13 protein-coding genes, 2 tRNA genes and 3 rRNA genes are annotated in these 20,006 nt (G+C 61.1%); 5 read left to right on the top strand and 13 right to left on the bottom strand.

Features of this window, described 5'->3' with window-relative positions; all coding sequences use genetic code 11:
- Nucleotides 1-13 precede the first annotated feature (13 nt).
- Genes R9X41_RS00835 through R9X41_RS00820 form a run of 4 tightly spaced genes read right to left on the bottom strand, consistent with a single transcriptional unit; the run spans nucleotide 14 to nucleotide 3,926 of the window.
- Nucleotides 14-736, bottom strand: coding sequence for an SPOR domain-containing protein (locus tag R9X41_RS00835; RefSeq protein WP_318633016.1), 723 nt, complete (start codon nucleotides 734-736; stop codon nucleotides 14-16).
- Nucleotides 737-756: 20 nt separating this feature from the next.
- Complete coding sequence (argS, locus tag R9X41_RS00830) at nucleotides 757-2,442, bottom strand: arginine--tRNA ligase (protein WP_318633015.1); 1,686 nt, start codon at nucleotides 2,440-2,442, stop codon at nucleotides 757-759.
- Between the two features lie 50 nt (nucleotides 2,443-2,492).
- Nucleotides 2,493-2,951 carry a DUF2214 family protein gene (locus tag R9X41_RS00825; RefSeq protein WP_318633014.1) on the bottom strand — a complete coding sequence of 153 codons (459 nt, stop codon included), beginning with the start codon at nucleotides 2,949-2,951 and terminating at the stop codon, nucleotides 2,493-2,495.
- A 48-nt stretch (nucleotides 2,952-2,999) separates the two neighbouring features.
- Nucleotides 3,000-3,926 carry a LysR family transcriptional regulator gene (locus tag R9X41_RS00820; RefSeq protein WP_318633013.1) on the bottom strand — a complete coding sequence of 309 codons (927 nt, stop codon included), beginning with the start codon at nucleotides 3,924-3,926 and terminating at the stop codon, nucleotides 3,000-3,002.
- Nucleotides 3,927-4,075: 149 nt separating this feature from the next.
- Between R9X41_RS00820 and R9X41_RS00815 the strand changes: the two genes are divergently transcribed.
- From R9X41_RS00815 to R9X41_RS00795, 5 genes are all read left to right on the top strand, one after another.
- A complete protein-coding gene (locus R9X41_RS00815; protein WP_318633012.1) occupies nucleotides 4,076-6,253 on the top strand; it encodes a malate synthase G in 2,178 nt (725 codons plus the stop codon).
- Nucleotides 6,254-6,285: 32 nt separating this feature from the next.
- Entirely contained in the window at nucleotides 6,286-6,522 is a 237-nt protein-coding gene (locus R9X41_RS00810; protein WP_318633011.1) for a cysteine-rich CWC family protein, read from the top strand.
- A gap of 23 nt (nucleotides 6,523-6,545) precedes the next feature.
- Nucleotides 6,546-6,737 (top strand): 4-oxalocrotonate tautomerase, encoded by a 192-nt coding sequence (locus R9X41_RS00805; protein ID WP_318633010.1) that lies wholly within the window; start codon nucleotides 6,546-6,548, stop codon nucleotides 6,735-6,737.
- Nucleotides 6,738-6,756: 19 nt separating this feature from the next.
- Nucleotides 6,757-7,524 carry a class II glutamine amidotransferase gene (locus R9X41_RS00800; RefSeq protein WP_318633009.1) on the top strand — a complete coding sequence of 256 codons (768 nt, stop codon included), beginning with the start codon at nucleotides 6,757-6,759 and terminating at the stop codon, nucleotides 7,522-7,524.
- A 496-nt stretch (nucleotides 7,525-8,020) separates the two neighbouring features.
- A complete protein-coding gene (locus tag R9X41_RS00795) occupies nucleotides 8,021-8,266 on the top strand; it encodes an oxidoreductase-like domain-containing protein (RefSeq protein WP_318633008.1) in 246 nt (81 codons plus the stop codon).
- Between the two features lie 307 nt (nucleotides 8,267-8,573).
- Here R9X41_RS00795 and rrf read toward each other — a convergent pair.
- From rrf to gshA, 9 genes are all read right to left on the bottom strand, one after another.
- A 5S ribosomal RNA gene (gene rrf / locus R9X41_RS00790) occupies nucleotides 8,574-8,686 on the bottom strand.
- 128 nt (nucleotides 8,687-8,814) lie between these two features.
- Nucleotides 8,815-11,692 (bottom strand): 23S ribosomal RNA (locus tag R9X41_RS00785).
- 361 nt (nucleotides 11,693-12,053) lie between these two features.
- Nucleotides 12,054-12,129: transfer RNA gene (locus tag R9X41_RS00780), tRNA-Ala, on the bottom strand.
- 62 nt (nucleotides 12,130-12,191) lie between these two features.
- Nucleotides 12,192-12,268, bottom strand: a tRNA-Ile gene (locus R9X41_RS00775).
- Nucleotides 12,269-12,346: 78 nt separating this feature from the next.
- A 16S ribosomal RNA gene (locus R9X41_RS00770) occupies nucleotides 12,347-13,875 on the bottom strand.
- Together the 16S, 23S and 5S rRNA genes with 2 tRNA genes alongside form the textbook arrangement of a ribosomal RNA operon.
- A gap of 553 nt (nucleotides 13,876-14,428) precedes the next feature.
- On the bottom strand, nucleotides 14,429-15,379 hold the full coding sequence (gshB, locus tag R9X41_RS00765) for a glutathione synthase (RefSeq protein ID WP_318633007.1): 951 nt from the start codon (nucleotides 15,377-15,379) through the stop codon (nucleotides 14,429-14,431).
- A gap of 39 nt (nucleotides 15,380-15,418) precedes the next feature.
- Entirely contained in the window at nucleotides 15,419-16,597 is a 1,179-nt protein-coding gene (locus tag R9X41_RS00760; RefSeq protein WP_318633006.1) for a benzoate/H(+) symporter BenE family transporter, read from the bottom strand.
- Between the two features lie 45 nt (nucleotides 16,598-16,642).
- Complete coding sequence (locus tag R9X41_RS00755; protein ID WP_412556649.1) at nucleotides 16,643-18,601, bottom strand: potassium transporter Kup; 1,959 nt, start codon at nucleotides 18,599-18,601, stop codon at nucleotides 16,643-16,645.
- A gap of 101 nt (nucleotides 18,602-18,702) precedes the next feature.
- Complete coding sequence (gshA, locus tag R9X41_RS00750) at nucleotides 18,703-19,995, bottom strand: glutamate--cysteine ligase (protein WP_318633004.1); 1,293 nt, start codon at nucleotides 19,993-19,995, stop codon at nucleotides 18,703-18,705.
- Nucleotides 19,996-20,006: the final 11 nt, after the last annotated feature.

Here is a 20,006-nt window from a genome sequence, read left to right as displayed (position 1 = left end):
GACGTAAAAAAGTTCAGCGCTGTACGCGCACCAGGGTCGACTCCATCCCGGAACCGTCCAGCGTGTCCTTCAAGCGTTCGGCATCGTCGCGTCGCGTGAATGGGCCGATGCGCACGCGGTAGACGGTGCGGCCAGCCTGCTCGCGTTCGCTGACGCGGGCTTCCCATCCCATGATGGCCAGCCGGGCGCGTTGCGCGTCGGCATCGGCCTCGGTGCGGAAGGCGCCGGCCTGGATCAGGTATTCGAAGGCCTCTGCGTTGCCGGGCGCCGGTGTCGTGGCGGCCGTGCTGGCGCTCGAAGGTGCGGCGGCGGAACGCGCGCGGGCGAGATCGCCGAGCGGATCCGACGATGCCGGTGCAGCGGGCCGGCCGGCCGCCGTGGCCGGAGCAGTCGCTGTGGCGGGCGCAGCCGGGATCGTCGGGTCGGCCGCGGGAATCTGTGGCGTGGCCACACCGGCGGCGGCACCGGGTGGCGCGACGCTGCCGACGCCCACCGCCGGCTTGCCGCCAGCGGCGCGCTTGCCGAGCACCGAATTCGGATCCCAGTCGCGGTTCTTCTGCGCTTCCAGCGCGTCCTGCTCGGCACCGCGGGTCGAGTTGCGGTTCATGAAGGGGATCGGCACCTTGGTGACGTACACCGCCACCGCCAAGGCGGCGCCCAGGCCGAGCACCACGCCGATGACGATGCCGAGGAAGGTGCCGCCGAACTGGCGCCTGGATTGACGGACTGGAGACACGCGTATTCCCTGTGTTTTCATCACATCTTGGCCGGAGCCGACACGCCCAGCACCGCCAAACCATTCTGCAGCACCTGCGCCGTGGCGGCGACCAGCGCCAGTCGGGCGAGCCGGACGGGTTCGTCGTCCACCAGGATGCGCTCGGCGTCGTAGTAGCTGTGATAGGCGGCAGCGAGGTCGCGCAGGTAGAAGGTGACGTCGTGCGGCGCGAAGTCGCGGGCAGCGGCGGCCAGCATGTCCGGGTACTTGGCCAGCTGCAGCATCAGCGCCTGCGCGGCGGGGGTGTCGAGCGCCGCGAGGCTCGCCTGCGCCAGAGACTCGCGCGCGCCGCCCCAGGCAGCCAGCACCGAGCAGATCCGCGCATGGGCGTACTGCACGTAGTAGACCGGGTTGTCGTTGTTCTGGGCCACGGCCAGGTCGACGTCAAAGGTGTATTCGGTGTCGGGCTTGCGGCTCAGCAGGAAGAAGCGCACGGCGTCCTTGCTGGTCCACTCGATGAGGTCGCGCAGGGTGACGTAGCTGCCGGCGCGCTTGCTGATCTTGACCTCTTCGCCCCCCTTCACCACCCGCACCATGGTGTGCAGCACGTAGGCGGGATAGTCGGCCGGAATGCCCAGGCCGTCCACGCCCGACGCGGCCTGCAGGCCGGCGCGCACGCGGGCGATGGTGCCGTGGTGGTCGGTGCCCTGGATGTTCACCACGGTGTGGAAACCGCGCTCCCACTTGGCGAGGTGATAGGCGACGTCGGGCACGAAGTAGGTGTAGGTGCCGTCGCGCTTCTTCATGACGCGGTCCTTGTCGTCGCCGAAGTCGGTGGACTTCAGCCACAGCGCGTCGTCGAGTTCGTAGGTCTTGCCGGATTCGCGCATCTTGCCCACCGCCGCGTCGACCCGGCCGCTGGTGTAGAGGCTGGACTCGAGGTAGTACTGGTCGAAGCGCACCTGGAAGGCCTTCAGGTCCAGGTCCTGCTCGCGGCGCAGATAGGCCACGGCGAATTCGCGGATGGATTCGAGGTCGTCGACATCACCGCTGGCGGTGGTGCTGCGGTCGTCGGCGGCGACCGTCTTGCCGGCCAGGAAATCGCGGGCGATGTCGGCGATGTAGTCGCCGTTGTAGGCGGCCTCGGGCCAGCCTTCCATGCCCGGCTCGAGGCCCTTGGCGCGCAGCTGGGTGCTGTTGGCGAGCGTGCCGATCTGCACGCCGGCGTCGTTGTAATAGAACTCGCGCCACACCTCCTTGCCCTGGGTGGCGAGCAGATTGCAAATGGCGTCGCCGAGCGCGGCCTGGCGGCCGTGGCCGACGTGCAGCGGGCCGGTCGGGTTCGCCGAGACGAATTCCACCAGCACCTTCTCGCCGGTGCCCGGCTGGCCGCCGTACGACAGTCCGGCGGCGAGGATTTCACGCACCGTCTGCTGCTTGGCTTCGGGCTTGAGGCGGATGTTGAGAAAGCCGGGGCCGGCGATCTCGACCGCCGAGGTCCAGCGCTCGAAGGCCGGTGCGGCCAACAGCGCCTGGCGCAGCGTTTCGGCGAGCTGTCGCGGGTTCTGCCCGAGCGGCTTGGCCAACTGGAGCGCAGCGGTTACGGCGAGGTCGCCGTGCGATGCAACCTTGGGGAGTTCGAACGCGGCGCGATCGGCGGCGCCGGGCATGAGGGTTTCCAGCCCTGCGGCGAGCGCCGAGAGCAGGTCTTGTTTGACGGAAAGCATGGGCGGGGATTCTACGGGCCGGTCCGCTGCCCGCTGCGCCGAGCCGTCTGTCAGCCGCGTGCGCCGAAGCCCCGGGCCAGGAAAGTGGCCGCCAACGGGATCAGCGGCAGCAGGTGCGCCTGGACCATGATCAGCCGACGCGTGGCCTTCACCTCGGCCTCGGCGGGCAGCCCGGCGCCTGCCTTCTGGGCCTTGACCCAGCGCCGGATCACGATCGTCGGTTTGATCGAGATCAGCGCGATCACGATGAACAGCGCCACCTTGGCGTGCAGCAACCAGTTGCCGCCGTAATAGGCCGGACCCTTGACACCCCACACGATGCGCGCCACGCCGGTGGCCAGCACCACCACGGCGGCGATGCCGTAGACCATGTCGACCTTGCCGAGCCGCGCCACCACCTTGGCATTGAGCCATTCGCTGCGGCACAGCGCGGCCTCGCTGGCGAGGAAAACGACCATCGTCAGGATGGCCAGCAGGTGCAGGTAGGCGAGGAGCGATTCGAGGACCATGGCTGGTGCGTTGGCTGGTGGCGTCGAAGACGGATGCGCGATTGTCGGCTACGCCGGCGTCTGCCAGAAGGTGGCGCGGGCGTAGTGGAAGCGCAGGAAGTCGATCCACAGCCGCACCCGCAGCGGCAGGTGTTTGCGTTGCGGCACCACGGCGTAGATGCCGTTGGGCGGCGCAGCGAATTCCGCCAGCACTTCGGTCAGGCGGCCATCGGCGATGTCGTCCTGCACTTCCCAGATGCTGCGCCAGGCGATGCCGTGTCCGGCCAGGCACCAGTCGTGCAGCACCTGGCCGTCCGAACAGTCGAGCAAACCGGCGGGCCGCAGGAATTCCGCCGCCCGACCGCCGTCGGACGCCGGCACGGAGAACGCCCAACCACGGGTCTGCGACGCATCGCTGGACAGGGTCAGGCAGGCGAAGCGGGCGAGATCGTCGGGATGCGCCGGTGTGCCGTGGCGCGCCAGGAAATCCGGCGTGGCGACGCAAAGCCGCCGGTTGTCGGCCAGTCGCAGGCTGACCAGCGACGAGTCCGGCATATCACCCACGCGCACCGCACAGTCGAAACCCTCGGCCGTCAGGTCGACCACCCGGTCGGCCAGATTGAGCGAGCAGCGCAGGCCGGCATGCTCGGCCTGGAAGCGCGGCAGGAGCGGCGCGACATAACGACGGCCGAAGCCCGCGGGCGCCGTGATGCGGAGATGCCCGCTGGCGCGCAGGCCGCCCGCGCTGACGCCGGCTTCGGCATCGGCCAGGTCGGCCAGAACGCGCTGGCAGTCCTCCAGGAAACTCGATCCTTCGTGCGTCAGCGTCAGGCGCCGCGTGGTGCGCAGCAGCAGCTTCACGCCCAGGCGCTCTTCCAATGCGTCGAGCCGCCTGCCAATCACGGCCGAGGCCACGCCCTCGGCCCGCGCCGCGGCAGTCAGGCTGCCGCGCTGGGCGACCGAGACGAAGGTCTCGACCTGCTTGAATTTGTCCATGCGCGAATTATTAGGCGCATCCAGGTCATATAAAAAGGGGAATTTCCGTTGTTAATGCTGCCCAAGAGTTGGAATAAAGTAATGATCAACCGCCACTCCGCGGCCCCGCATTCCCGATTTTTTGACCATCCTCATCACGAGAGCCCGACATGACCGAACGCATCGCCCGCCACCGGCTTCAGGTGGCCACACCGCTGTTCCGATTCATCGAAGACCGCGTCCTGCCGGCCACCGGCGTGGACAGCGATGTCTTCTGGAAGGGCTTCGATGCCATCGTGCACGACCTCGCACCGAAGAACGCGGCCCTGCTGGCCGAGCGGGATCGTTTGCAGACCGCCCTCGATGGCTGGCACCAGGCGCACCCCGGCCCGATCACGGACATGCCGGCCTACCGTGCTTTCCTGGAACAAATCGGCTACCTGGTGCCGCAGCCGACCGGCGTGCGCGCCACGACGGCGAACGTCGATGCCGAACTCGCGCAGCAGGCCGGACCGCAACTGGTGGTGCCCATCCTCAACGCCCGCTATGCGCTGAACGCGGCGAACGCGCGCTGGGGTTCGCTGTACGACGCGCTCTACGGGACCGATGCCATTCCCGAAACCGATGGCGCCGACAAGGGCGCCGGCTATAACCCGGCGCGCGGCGCCAAGGTCATTGCTTTCGCCCGCAAGTTCCTGGACGAATCGGTGCCATTGGCACAGGGCTCGCATGCCGACGCCACCGGCTACACGGTAGTGGCCGGCAAGCTGGTCGTGCGCACATCCGCCGGCGAAACCGGCCTTCGTGAGCCATCGGCTTTCGTGGGTTTTCAGGGAGATGCGGCGTCACCGTCATCGATCCTGCTCAAGCACCACGGTATCCACATCGACATCCGCATCGATCGCAGCACCGCCATCGGCAAAAGCGACGCCGCCGGCGTGAGCGACATGGTGCTGGAAGCGGCGCTTTCCACCATCCTCGACCTGGAAGACTCGGTCGCGGTGGTGGATGCCGACGACAAGGTCGTGGCTTATGGCAACTGGCTGGGCATCCTCGACGGCACGCTGACCGAGTCGGTATCCAAGGGCGGCAAGACCTTCGTGCGCGGACTGAACCCGGACCGCGAATACACCGGCGCCGATGGGCAACCCGTCAAGCTGCACGGACGCTCGCTCGTGTTCCTGCGCAACGTCGGCCACCTGATGACCAACCCGGCGATCCTGTGGGATGGCCGCCGTGAGATTCCGGAAGGCATCCTCGATGCCGTCGTCACCACCACCATCGCGCTGGTCGACCTGAAGCGCCGCGGCAACTCGCGCACCGGCAGCGTCTATATCGTCAAGCCCAAAATGCACGGGCCGGCGGAAGTCGCTTTCGCCAACGAGCTCTTCGGCCGCGTCGAGCAGTTGCTCGGGTTGCCGGCCGAGACGGTCAAGCTCGGCATCATGGATGAAGAGCGCCGGACCAGCGTCAACCTGCAGGCCTGCATCGCCAACGCCGCCGGCCGGGTGGCGTTCATCAACACCGGCTTCCTCGACCGTACCGGCGACGAGATGCACACTGCCATGCAGGCCGGCGCCATGCTGCGCAAGGGCGACATGAAGTCCACGCCCTGGATCGCCGCCTACGAAAAGAACAACGTGCTGGTCGGGTTGGCCTGCGGCCTGCGCGGACGTGCGCAGATCGGCAAGGGCATGTGGGCCATGCCCGACCTGATGGCCGACATGCTCAAGGCCAAGATCGCGCACCCCAAGGCCGGCGCCAATACCGCCTGGGTGCCCTCGCCCACCGCCGCTACGCTGCACGCGCTGCACTACCACCAGGTAGACGTCGCCGCGATCCAGCAGGAAATGGAAAAGACCGATGTGGCCGCACAGCGCGACGCCATCCTGGCTGACCTGCTGCAGGTTCCGGTCGCGCCCAACACCAATTGGTCCGAGGCGGACAAGCGGCAGGAAATCGACAACAACGTGCAGGGCATCCTCGGCTACGTGGTGCGCTGGGTCGACCAGGGCGTCGGCTGCTCCAAGGTGCCGGACATCCACAACGTCGGCCTGATGGAAGACCGCGCCACGCTGCGCATCAGCAGCCAGCACATCGCGAACTGGCTGCTGCACGGCGTGGTGACGGCGGCGGAGGTCGACGCCAGTTTCCGTCGCATGGCAGCCGTCGTGGACGGGCAGAACGCCGGTGACACGCTCTATCAGCCGATGGCCGGGCGTTTCGAGGCGTCGTCGGCGTATCAAGCCGCCAAGGATCTCGTCTTCAAGGGCATCGAGCAGCCGAGCGGGTATACCGAGCCACTGCTGCACGCCTGGCGCCTGAAGGTCAAGGCGGCGGGCGCCTGACATCGCGTGGCGGCGGTGGATACACTCTCCGGATGCCTGAGTCGCCCCTAGCCGATGATGCCCCCCTGGGCGACAAGGCGGCGGTTTGTCCGTTGTGCGGACGACTCAATGGCTGCGCACAACCGGGTGCGAATCCGGCCGCATGCGCTTCGCGCCTCGACTGCTGGTGTCGCACCAGCAGAATCGCGCCGGCCGTTCTGGCGCGAATCCCGGCAGCTGAGCGCGGCCTTGCTTGCATCTGCAAAGCGTGTGCTGCCTCGGTGTCCTGAACTTCAGATTTCTTACCTATCCAATGCCCACTTATCACATCGAAATGATGGAAGGCCGCACGGTCGAACAGAAACGCAAACTGGTCGAAGAGATCACCCGTGTGACGGTCGAGGTGCTCGGCGGCAAGCCCGAGTCGGTCGACATCCTCATCACGGACGTGGCTCGCCACAACTGGGCCACGGGCGGCAAGCTGTGGTCCGAACCGCGCGAATAGACGGCGAGGAAGCCGACCAATGTGCCAATTGCTCGGCATGAATTGCAACAACCCGACGGATGCGACCTTCAGCTTCACCGGGTTCGCGCAACGCGGCGGGCGCACGGCCGACCATGTGGACGGCTGGGGCGTGGCCTTTTTCGAAGACCGGGGGCTGCGACATTTCGTCGACCACCTGCCGGCGGCGGAGTCCCCGATCGCGGAGTTGATCCGCAGATATCCCATCAAGAGCCGGAACGTCGTTGCGCACATCCGCAAGGCCACTCAGGGTGCCGTCAACCTGCAGAACTGTCATCCTTTCGTTCGCGAACTTTGGGGTCGGTACTGGGTTTTTGCGCACAACGGCAATCTGGACAGCTTCGCCCCTCAACTCCACGCCAACTTTCGTCCGGTGGGCACCACCGATAGCGAGCGTGCGTTCTGCTGGCTCATGCAGGAGTTGGCGAAATCACATGCATCAGTTCCGTCAGTCGGTGAACTCACGTTGACGCTTCAGGAACTGATGCCGCAGATCGCCAGATTCGGTACCTTCAATTGTTTGCTGTCCAATGGCGAAGCCCTGTGGGCGCATGCTTCGACGCAACTGTACTACCTGGAGCGCCGCTTCCCGTTCACGTTGGCGGAGTTGGCCGATGAGGACATGACGGTGGATTTTGCCGACCATGCTTCGGCCGACGACCAAGTCGCTGTGATCGTGACCGCACCACTGACCAAGAATGAGACCTGGACCGCTTTTCGTGCGGGAGAGTTGAAGGTGTTCGTTGGTGGACGGGCATTGTCGGTTTAGCTTGGTGCTGCTAACGGCCAGCGGTCGCCCCCGCGATGATCTTCTATGTGCCACCACGCTGCTTTCAGCGTTCGAGGTTCGGTTTTGCGGAGGGCACGTTGGAGCATTGAGGTTAACGCCCGATTTCCAGGCCGCAAAAGTCGGCTTCCTCTACTAACGTTGCAACTCGGATATTGCGCTGATTTTGATGTTGAGTTTGGTGGGCCCGCCAATAGGTGCCGCGCTACATCAAGCGCGTAGCCAGCCATTCATCGTCCTCGCTGGCCCTTGCTTGACTGATTTTTGAGCAAATCCATTGGACAAGGGGCAGAGCCATGCTTCGATCGATGGATGAATGCCGAGAAATGCTGCGCTGTCTTTTATGTATCGTGCTTGCTTACCCAATATGACGGCGTGGCACCTGCCTCTGTGCTGGCGAGGACCTTGCTCCCGCCACCATACCTTTGGTCCAATCAGACGATCCAAACGCCCAGCCACTCCCACCTTTTAGACGGCCATGAACCTACCCGTCCTGACCAACGCTCATTCGGCGGACCGTTTGATAGAGATAGTGTCGGCGCGATTGGCGCTGGCGGGCGTGGTGGACTTCAGGTCGCCGCCGGCGCATCCGACGGGTTGCTGCGGGCGGGGGTGCAACGGGTGCGTGTGGGAGGGGTATTTTTCCGCACTGGCGTACTGGCGCGATGAGGCGCTGCTGAGGCTTGGAGGTATCGATCCGGGCGGTGAGGTGATGGCGAATTGAGCCAAACAGGTCGCGTCGATTCGTCGGATCGGCTGCCCGAGAGACACCTCACGATCAACCCAGGTTCTCACGAAGTTAGATCAAATCTGAGCGGCCAGTTGTTTTGAGTGGTCGACGGTCATCCAGAGCGATCAGCTCAGCTCAGCGCACCCCAGCGCAGTCGCAGTCGCAGTCGCAGTCGCAGTCGCAGACAAGCATTCACCTCATGGGCGCCATCAATCGCCTAATTGAATGATTCGGCGCCTTGCGCCCGTAAAAAGACAAAACCCCCCAATCTTACGACTGGGGGGTATTGCGGGCTGTAATAGCCTGACGATGACCTACTTTCACACGGGAACCCGCACTATCATCGGCGCGGAGTCGTTTCACTGTCCTGTTCGGGATGGGAAGGAGTGGTACCAACTCGCTATGGTCATCAGGCATAAAGGGTTGCCGTCCTGGTTTTTATGTCAGGACAGCGAATTCATAGAGTTTGAAATCAGCTTGAGGTATTTTGATTACGTCTTGGCATAACACCTTGAATCTAATTTTGGTCAGATCAAAGTTATAGGGTCAAGCCGCACGAGCAATTAGTATCAGTTAGCTTAACGCATTACTGCGCTTCCACACCTGACCTATCAACGTCCTGGTCTAGAACGACTCTTCAGGGGGCTCAAGGCCCCGGCAGATCTCATCTTGAAACGAGTTTCCCGCTTAGATGCTTTCAGCGGTTATCTCTTCCGCACTTAGCTACTCGGCAATGCCACTGGCGTGACAACCGATACACCAGAGGTGCGTCCACTCCGGTCCTCTCGTACTAGGAGCAGGCTTCCTCAAATCTGCAGCGCCCACGGAAGATAGGGACCAAACTGTCTCACGACGTTTTAAACCCAGCTCACGTACCTCTTTAAATGGCGAACAGCCATACCCTTGGGACCGGCTACAGCCCCAGGATGAGATGAGCCGACATCGAGGTGCCAAACACCGCCGTCGATATGAACTCTTGGGCGGTATCAGCCTGTTATCCCCAGAGTACCTTTTATCCGTTGAGCGATGGCCCTTCCATACAGAACCACCGGATCACTATGTCCTGCTTTCGCATCTGCTCGACTTGTCAGTCTCGCAGTTAAGCACGCTTATGCCATTGCACTATCGTCACGATGTCCGACCGTAACTAGCGTACCTTCGAACTCCTCCGTTACGCTTTGGGAGGAGACCGCCCCAGTCAAACTGCCTACCATGCACTGTCCCCGATCCAGATAATGGACCTAGGTTAGAACCTCAAACGCACCAGGGTGGTATTTCAACGTTGGCTCCACAAGATCTAGCGACCCTGCTTCAAAGCCTCCCACCTATCCTACACAGATCCGTTCAAAGTCCAATACAAAGCTACAGTAAAGGTTCATGGGGTCTTTCCGTCTTTCCGCGGGGAGATTGCATCATCACAAACATTTCAACTTCGCTGAGTCTCGGGAGGAGACAGTGTGGCCATCGTTACGCCATTCGTGCAGGTCGGAACTTACCCGACAAGGAATTTCGCTACCTTAGGACCGTTATAGTTACGGCCGCCGTTTACTGGGACTTCAATCAAGAGCTTGCACCCCATCATTTAATCTTCCAGCACCGGGCAGGCGTCACACCCTATACGTCCACTTTCGTGTTTGCAGAGTGCTGTGTTTTTAATAAACAGTCGCAGCCACCGATTTTTTGCAACCTCATTGGGCTCCAGGAGTAAATCCCTTCACCTACTAAAGGCACACCTTCTTCCGAAGTTACGGTGTCAATTTGCCGAGTTCCTTCTCCCGAGTTCTCTCAAGCGCCTTAGAATACTCATCTCGCGCACCAGTGTCGGTTTGCGGTACGGTCGTCAATAGCTGAAGCTTAGTGGCTTTTCCTGGAAGCAGGGTATCACTCACTTCGTCTGCAAGCAGACTCGTTATCACCCCTCATCTAAGCCCGGCGGATTTGCCTACCAGGCACGACTACAGGCTTGAACCAACATGTCCAACAGTTGGCTGAGCTAACCTTCTCCGTCCCCACATCGCACTATTGATCGGTACAGGAATATTGACCTGTTTCCCATCAGCTACGCATCTCTGCCTCGCCTTAGGGGCCGACTCACTCTACGCCGATGAACGTTGCGTAGAAAACCTTGCGCTTACGGCGAGGGGGCTTTTCACCCCCTTTAACGCTACTCATGTCAGCATTCGCACTTCTGATACCTCCAGCATCCTTTACAAGACACCTTCACAGGCCTACAGAACGCTCTCCTACCACGTGCAATAAATTGCACATCCGCAGCTTCGGTAACTGGCTTAGCCCCGTTACATCTTCCGCGCAGGACGACTCGATCAGTGAGCTATTACGCTTTCTTTAAATGATGGCTGCTTCTAAGCCAACATCCTGACTGTTTTAGCCTTCCCACTTCGTTTCCCACTTAGCCAATTTTAGGGACCTTAGCTGGCGGTCTGGGTTGTTTCCCTCTTGAGTCCGGACGTTAGCACCCGGTGCTCTGTCTCCCGCGCTGTACTCTTCGGTATTCGGAGTTTGCCTTGGTTTGGTAAGTCGCCATGACCCCCTAGCCAAAACAGTGCTCTACCCCCGAAGGTAATACGCGAGGCACTACCTAAATAGTTTTCGGAGAGAACCAGCTATTTCCAAGTTTGTTTAGCCTTTCACCCCTATCCACAGCTCATCCGCTAGTTTTGCAACACTAGTCGGTTCGGACCTCCAGTACCTGTTACGGCACCTTCATCCTGGCCATGGATAGATCACTTGGTTTCGGGTCTACACCCAGCGACTGGACGCCCTATTCGGACTCGATTTCTCTACGGCTTCCCTATTCGGTTAACCTTGCCACTGAATGTAAGTCGCTGACCCATTATACAAAAGGTACGCAGTCACCCTTGCGGGCTCCTACTTTTTGTAAGCATGCGGTTTCAGGATCTATTTCACTCCCCTCCCGGGGTTCTTTTCGCCTTTCCCTCACGGTACTAGTTCACTATCGGTCGATGATGAGTATTTAGCCTTGGAGGATGGTCCCCCCATATTCAGACAGGATTACACGTGTCCCGCCCTACTTGTCGCTGGCCTAGTACCACACGTCTCTTTTCGCATACAGGGCTATCACCTGCTATGGCCGACCTTTCCAGATCGTTTTGCTAAGAATCGTGCTATCACCAGCAGGCTCTTCCGATTTCGCTCGCCACTACTTTCGGAATCTCGGTTGATGTCTTTTCCTCGAGCTACTGAGATGTTTCAGTTCACCCGGTTCGCCTCGCATGACTATGTATTCATCATGCGATACCCCTGAGGGTGGGTTTCCCCATTCGGAAATCTCCGGATCAAAGCTAATTTGCCAGCTCCCCGAAGCTTATCGCAGGCTATCACGTCCTTCGTCGCCTATCATCGCCAAGGCATCCACCACATGCTCTTATTCACTTGACCCTATAACTTTGACGTCTCTTGTCGAAACTCCAAAATCATTCTTCAAGGAATTGCCAGGTCTTTCACCTGGCGCGTTATGCCGTATGAAGCCTTGCGGCCTCGATACTTCGAATTTTTCAGACTTGCTGAATATTCGTTTTGACGCAATCAAAAATTCATGTTGCCGACGGCACGGTTGAGGCCTTGACCTCATTTCCGCCGACAACGCTGATTCGACTCTATGAATTTTTAAAGAACAGCCGATTGATCGCACTATCGCGATCAACAACAAAGCAGCCTCTTGCAAAGCTACTTTGGTGTTGAACCAATCTTCGATAACCCGACAACGCCTGCTTCTCGCAGACCTCGCCGACATGGTGTTTGGTGGAGGATGACGGGATCGAACCGACGACCCCCTGCTTGCAAAGCAGGTGCTCTCCCAGCTGAGCTAATCCCCCCAGGTCTGCCGACATGCACTCATTCGCGCACACACAGATATATCCCATCCAGCAGAAAGACTTGGTGGGTCTAGTTGGGCTCGAACCAACGACCCCCGCCTTATCAAGACGGTGCTCTAACCAGCTGAGCTACAGACCCATCGTCGATCTACTCGACTCTTCCAACAACCGATAAGTGTGGGCGTTCAATAACGCTAGAACTTGCTAGTTTTTCCAGAAAGGAGGTGATCCAGCCGCACCTTCCGATACGGCTACCTTGTTACGACTTCACCCCAGTCACGAACCCTGCCGTGGTAATCGCCCTCCTTACGGTTAGGCTAACTACTTCTGGCAGAACCCGCTCCCATGGTGTGACGGGCGGTGTGTACAAGACCCGGGAACGTATTCACCGCGACATTCTGATCCGCGATTACTAGCGATTCCGACTTCACGCAGTCGAGTTGCAGACTGCGATCCGGACTACGACTGGCTTTATGGGATTAGCTCCCCCTCGCGGGTTGGCAACCCTCTGTACCAGCCATTGTATGACGTGTGTAGCCCCACCTATAAGGGCCATGAGGACTTGACGTCATCCCCACCTTCCTCCGGTTTATCACCGGCAGTCTCATTAGAGTGCCCTTTCGTAGCAACTAATGACAAGGGTTGCGCTCGTTGCGGGACTTAACCCAACATCTCACGACACGAGCTGACGACAGCCATGCAGCACCTGTGTTACGGTTCTCTTTCGAGCACTGAACCATCTCTGGTAAATTCCGTACATGTCAAAGGTGGGTAAGGTTTTTCGCGTTGCATCGAATTAAACCACATCATCCACCGCTTGTGCGGGTCCCCGTCAATTCCTTTGAGTTTCAACCTTGCGGCCGTACTCCCCAGGCGGTCAACTTCACGCGTTAGCTTCGTTACTGAGTCAATGAAGACCCAACAACCAGTTGACATCGTTTAGGGCGTGGACTACCAGGGTATCTAATCCTGTTTGCTCCCCACGCTTTCGTGCATGAGCGTCAGTGCAGGCCCAGGGGATTGCCTTCGCCATCGGTGTTCCTCCGCATATCTACGCATTTCACTGCTACACGCGGAATTCCATCCCCCTCTGCCGCACTCCAGCAATGCAGTCACAAATGCAGTTCCCAGGTTGAGCCCGGGGATTTCACATCTGTCTTACATTACCGCCTGCGCACGCTTTACGCCCAGTAATTCCGATTAACGCTTGCACCCTACGTATTACCGCGGCTGCTGGCACGTAGTTAGCCGGTGCTTATTCTTACGGTACCGTCATGGGCCCTCTGTATTAAAGAAGACCTTTTCGTTCCGTACAAAAGCAGTTTACAACCCGAAGGCCTTCATCCTGCACGCGGCATGGCTGGATCAGGCTTGCGCCCATTGTCCAAAATTCCCCACTGCTGCCTCCCGTAGGAGTCTGGGCCGTGTCTCAGTCCCAGTGTGGCTGGTCGTCCTCTCAGACCAGCTACAGATCGCAGGCTTGGTGAGCCTTTACCCCACCAACTACCTAATCTGCCATCGGCCGCTCCGTCCGCGCGAGGTCTTGCGATCCCCCGCTTTCATCCGTAGATCGTATGCGGTATTAGCACAGCTTTCGCTGCGTTATCCCCCACGATCGGGCACGTTCCGATGTATTACTCACCCGTTCGCCACTCGTCAGCATCCGAAGACCTGTTACCGTTCGACTTGCATGTGTAAGGCATGCCGCCAGCGTTCAATCTGAGCCAGGATCAAACTCTACAGTTCGATCTTGATTGTTTACTCATAAAAACGGAATTGAAGTGACTTCACTTCTATTCTCATGAGCGTTTGATGAGAGTCAATGAAGACTCTCTGGTTCTGTGAACCTTGGCAAGTCCGCCTCTCAAACGCCCACGCTTATCGGCTGTAGATTTTTAAAGATTCCTGCCGAACAAACCAGCTCAATACTGCTTCATTCAACTTGCTTTGCTGCGATCAGCGAAGCCTTAGATTCTAACACATTTTTTAAAAGAGTGTCAAACTTTTTTGACTTTCGTCGTCTGCCGGAAATCCTGATTCGCCTCTCAGATCGACCAGCCAGATTACCTGATCAACCCACCCGATTAACTCTCCAGCACTTCCAGCTGAGCCTCGAATTCTATACCGAATTTTTCGATTCGGTCAATCAAGTCGCAGAATTTTTTCAAACCCCGCACAACCCAACCAACCACCGAAATCTCCAGCCACAAAAGCCTCGACCCGACTGCTCAGCACAATCGCTGCATCCACTTGAAGAACGCCGCTCATCTGCTGAGCCCTCGACTATAGCACAGGTTTTTCAGGGTGCAAAAGCGGCCTCTAACGCATCGACAAACATGGCCGGCACATCGAACCCGGTTTGATCGTGGATCTCCTGGAAACACGTCGGGCTGGTCACGTTGATCTCGGTGACGTTCTCTCCAATGACGTCGAGCCCGACCAGGAGCAACCCGCGCGCGTAAAGCACGGGCGCGATTGCTTCTGCGATCTCCCTGTCTCGCTGCGTCAGCGGCCGCGCAATTCCTTTTCCACCGGCAGCCAGGTTCCCGCGCACCTCCCCTCCCTGGGGAATCCGCGCCAGGCAGAACGGAGCCGGCTTTCCACCGATCAGCAGAATCCGCTTGTCTCCGTCCGCGATCGCCGGCAGGAACCTCTGAACCATCACCGTGTTCGCCCCCCCTTGGTTGAGCGTCTCGATGATCGAGCCGAGGTTCATACCATCGTCGCGGACACGGAAGATGCCCATGCCACCCATGCCGTCGAGTGGCTTGAGGATGATGTCGCGATGCTCGGCATGAAAAGCACGGATCGCTGCGTCGCTGCGCGTAACCAGCGTCGGGCCGATGAACTCGGGAAACTCCATGATGGCCAGCTTCTCCGGATGGTCCCGCAAGGCCCTGGGCTTATTGAACACTCGGGCGCCCTCCCGTTCGGCTTGTTCGAGCAGGTGCGTCGCGTAGAAGAACTCGGAATCGAACGGCGGGTCCTTGCGCATCAGTACGGCATCAAACGACCGAAGCGGCTGTGGCCCTTCGGCGGTGCTGACATCGAACCAGTGCAATGGATCCCCGGTCAGTCGAAGCGTGCGGACAACCGCGCTGACCTCTCCACCACGCTGCCAAGCGAGGTCTTGCGGCTCGCAGACAGCCAAGGTGTGCCCGCGGCGCTGCAGCTCGCGCATCATGGAGAACGTCGTGTCCTTGTAGATCTTGAAGGACTCGATCGGATCGGCGACAAAAAGAATATGCATCGAAAGCCTGAAGTTGGACGCGGGAGGCGCCGGGCCGCCTCAAGCCCGCGCGTGGAGACGGTATTTTTGTACGAATAAGGCAACCGTGCCGGCGACCACACCCCAGAACGCCGAGCCGACGCCCGCGATGCTCACTCCACTGAGGGTGACGACAAAAGTGATGACGGCTGCTTCGCGGTGTTCGGCGTCGTCGACCAGCGTCGCCAACCCGCTGCCGATGGTGCCGAGCAGCGCCAGCCCGGCAATGCAGCTCACCAACGCCGCCGGAAATGCCGCCAGCAGCGCGACCACCGTGGCCCCTGCAAGACCGAGCAGGCAGTAAAGCAGGCCGCAGACCACCGCCGAAACATACCGTCGCGCGGGATCCAGGTGCGACTCCGGCCCCATGCAGATCGCCGCCGTGATGGCGCTGAGGTTCAAGGCAAAGGCGCCGAAGGGGGCGAGCACCAAGGTGGCGAGCCCGGAGAGCGAGATGATCCGGGAGACGGGAAGCCGGTAGCCGGCAGCCCGAATTGCCACGACACCCGGAAGATTTTGAGATGCCATCGTCACCACGAACAAAGGCAGCGCCATGCCGACGACCGTCGCCCAACTGAACGCGGGCGGCACCCACACCGGCGTAGTCATGACCAGCGGTATCGATGCCTGCGGAGCGATCTCGCCACGGATCAGAACCAGCCCCACCCCGGCAGCCAGGCTGGCCAGCACGGCATAACGGGGAACCCACCGGCGGGCCAGGAGGTAGACGAGCAGCATCGTCGCCACCAGCACGACCGAGGTACCTGCCGCCGCGAACGCCTGCATGCCGAACTTGGCCAGCACCCCGGCCAACAAGGCCGCCGCGATGCCGACCGGTATCCGTGCCATGGCTTTTTCGAACCAGCCGGTGACGCCGAAGAGAACGATCAACGCAGCCGAGACCATGAACGCGCCGACGGCATCGCCCATGGAATGCCCATTGCCGGCAAGCGCCAGCACCGCGGCGCCCGGCGTGCTCCAGGCGACCATGACCGGCTTGCGCGTCCACAGCGAGGGCACGACGGTACACAGGCCGGCGCCCCATCCGATCGCCCAGACCCACGATGACACCATCGCGTCGTTTGCACCGAAAGCGCGTGCCGCCTGAAAGATGATCGCGGCGGAACTGGTGAAGCCGACCAGGGCGGCGACCAAACCGGCAGCGAGGGCCGACGGACTCATGTCCCTGAAAAACTGCATGCTGCTCCCGAGCGTAGCGGGGCGGCCGACGGGGCCGCCTCGCCATCAGATTTCGATCTTCGACCCCATTTCCACCACCGAATTGCTCGGCAGGTTCAGGAAGTCGGCCGCCGCACCCGCGTTGCGGTGCATCTGGGCGAACAACTTTTCGCGCCAGTCGGCCATGCCGCTGCCGATGGTCGGGATAACGGTATCGCGCGACAGGAAATAGCTGGTGGTCATCGGGTCGAGGCCGCAACCCTGACCTCGCAGGTTGGAAAGCGCCTGCGGAATATCCGGATCGTTCTTGAAGCCGTAGTGGATCACCACCTGCCAGCAGTCTCGCCCCAGGGCAACGACCTCGAGTCGCTTGTCCATGCCCAGCCAAGGCACCTCGTGGGATTTCACGGTCACGAACAGGTTCTGCTCATGCATCACCTTGTTGTGCTTGAGGTTGTGCAGCATGGCGTTGGGAACGGTGCCGGGCTCGCCGGTCAGAAACACCGCGGTGCCCTCGACGCGCGTCGGCGGGCTGGTGAACACGGCGTCCAGGAAGCTGGGCAGATCCAGCGCGTCGCTGCGCAGCTTTTCGTTGATCAGGTTGCGGCCGTCTTTCCACGTGATCATGAGCGTGAAGATCGCCCCGCCGATCATCAGCGGGAACCAGCCGCCGTCGACCAGCTTCAGCAGGTTGGATGTGAAAAAGGCGAGGTCGACGATGAAGAAGGCACCGGTGGCCGCAATGCAGAGCGCCAGTGGATAGTTCCAGCGGTACCGGATGACGAAGAAGGTGAGCACGGTAGTGATGAGCATGTCGAGCGTCACCGCGATGCCGTACGCGCCGGCGAGGTTGCTGGATGAGCGGAACATCACCACGGCCAGGACGATCGCCACGAACAGGCCCCAGTTCACGAACGGGATGTAGATCTGTCCGGCTTCGCGCACGCTGGTGTGCTGCACGTTCAGGCGCGGCAGGTAGCCGAGCTGCACCACCTGCTTGGTGATGCTGAAAGCACCCGAGATCAGGGCTTGGGACGCGATCACCGTGGCCATCGTTGCCAGCAACACCAGCGGCAACAGGGCCCACGGCGGCGCCATCATGAAGAAGGGGTTCTGCACCGCGCCCGGTTCGGCGAGCAGCAGCGCGCCCTGACCAAAGTAGTTGAGCGTGAGCGAGGGCATCACCACCAGGAACCAGGCCAGGCGGATCGGCTTTTTGCCGAAATGCCCCAGGTCGGCGTAGAGCGCCTCGGCGCCCGTCACGCATAGCACCATCGCGCCGAGGATGATGAAGGTCACCAGCGGATGCATGAAGATGAAGCGCACCGCGTAATACGGGTTGAGCGCCTTGAGGATCTCCGGATGGCCGCTGATGTGCATCACACCCAGCACCGCGATCGTCAGGAACCACACCAGCGTGATCGGCCCGAAGAACTTGCCGATGCCGCCAGTGCCGCGCTTCTGCACCGCGAAGAGGCAGAACAGCACGACAAGCGTGATCGGTATCACGTAGGTTCGGAACGCCGGCGAGATGACCTCCAGGCCCTCGACCGACGACAGGACCGAGATGGCCGGCGTGATGACGCCGTCGCCATAGAAGAGCGAGGTTCCGAAGATGCCGACCAGCAGCAGCACCTTGCGCAATTGCGGCTTGTCCTTCACGGCTTGCGAGGCCAGGGCCAGCATCGCCACCAATCCGCCTTCGCCGTTGTTGTCGGCCCGCAGCACCAGCACGACGTACTTGAGCGCGACGACGATCACCAGGGTCCAGAAGAACATCGAGAGCACGCCATAGACGTTCTCGGGCATGAAAGGCACGCGGCCGGTGTGGAACACCTCCTTCACGGCATAGAGCACGCTGGTGCCGATGTCGCCGTACACGACGCCGATGGCGCCGAGAGTGAGTGCGGGCAAGGAGGTTTTGTTGCTGTCGGACACTGCTTCGTGTCGTCGCCCTGGCGCGGGTCCTGCGGACCCCGGGCGCCGGGGTCGAGGACCGGGACGCCGGCGAACGGCCGTTGTCATGGGGTCGCTATTGTGCGCCGTAGGCCTTGCGTGGCAATCGCAAGAGGTAAAAGCCGCCCGTTCGCAGGGCGGCTAACGTTGCGGCGCAACAACCGACAGGGTCAGTCGTAGACCTCTGCCTCGGGGTTGGTAGCCTCGAGTTCATAGCTGGCCGACAGCATCGCCAGTCGGCCGATCACGCCATACATGTAGAAGCGGTTGGGTGCCTCGGCGGCGCCCTTGCCGCCTGGCTGGTTCAGGCGTGCGCTGTCGTCGAAATCGAGCGGAACCACGCCGGCGCCCGGGCCGCGCAGGTTCTCGTCGATGCCACGCTCGCCGTGCACCCGATAGAAGCCGCCGACTACATAACGATCCATCATGTAGACCACCGGTTCGGCGGTCGCTTCGCCCACGCTTTCATAGGTGGGCACGCCTTCCTGGACGATCACCTCGTGCGAGGCGCGGCCGTCTTTGGCGATGTTCATGCGTTCGCGGGCCCGAGCGCTGAGCGATTCGAGATCGCGTGCGTCGTGCACCGTCATGACGCCCATGCCGCCCGTTCCGTTGTCGGTCTTGACGACGGCGAAGGCCTTTTCGTTGATGCCGTATTCCTTGTACTTGCGCCGCACCCGCGCCAGGAGCGCATCGACGTTGTGCGCCAACTCTTCCATGCCCGCGCCATTGGCGAAATCGACTTCGCCACCATGACCGAACAAGGGATTCACCAGCCAGGGATCGATGCCCAGCATCTTGCCGAAGCGCTTGGACACCTCCTCGTAGCTCTGGAAGTGACGGCTCTTGCGGCGCACCGACCAACCCGCGTGCAGCGGCGGCAGCAGGTATTGCTCGTGCAGTTCCTCGAGGATGCCGGGAGCGCCTTGCGACAGGTCGTTGTTGAGCAGGATGGTGCAGGGATCGAAATGCCGGGTGGCGAGTCGACCCCCGTTGCGCACCACGGGTTCCAAGCGCAGTTGCTGGCCGTTCGCCAGCGTCAAGGTGGTGACGTCGCGAATCTCGGGATCGACCGACCCGACGCGCACATTGAGCCCGGCCGCATGAAAGATGTGCGCGAGCTGGGCGACGTTGTCGAGATAGTCGGCATCGCCGTGGTTCTCGGGAATCAGCAGCAGGTTGCGCGCTTCGGGGCAGATCTTCTCGATGGCCGCCATCGCCGCCTGCACCGCCAGTGGCAGCATCGGTCGGGTCAGATGATTCCAGCCGCCGGGAAACAGGTTGGTGTCGACCGGCGCCAGCTTGAAGCCCGCATTGCGCAGATCGACCGAGCTGTAGAACGGTGGCGTGTGCTCCATCCACTCCAGCCGGAACCAGCGCTCGATCGCCGGGGTGGAATCAAGGATGCGCTGTTCCAGTTCGTTGATCGGACCGTTCAGTGCCGTGATGAGATGCGGAACCATGCGGTCCTCTA

Origin of the sequence: Xylophilus sp. GOD-11R (assembly GCF_033546935.1) — a bacterium.
In the GTDB taxonomy this organism is placed as follows: domain Bacteria; phylum Pseudomonadota; class Gammaproteobacteria; order Burkholderiales; family Burkholderiaceae_C; genus Xylophilus.
This window is presented reverse-complemented; position numbering and strand designations above follow the sequence as displayed.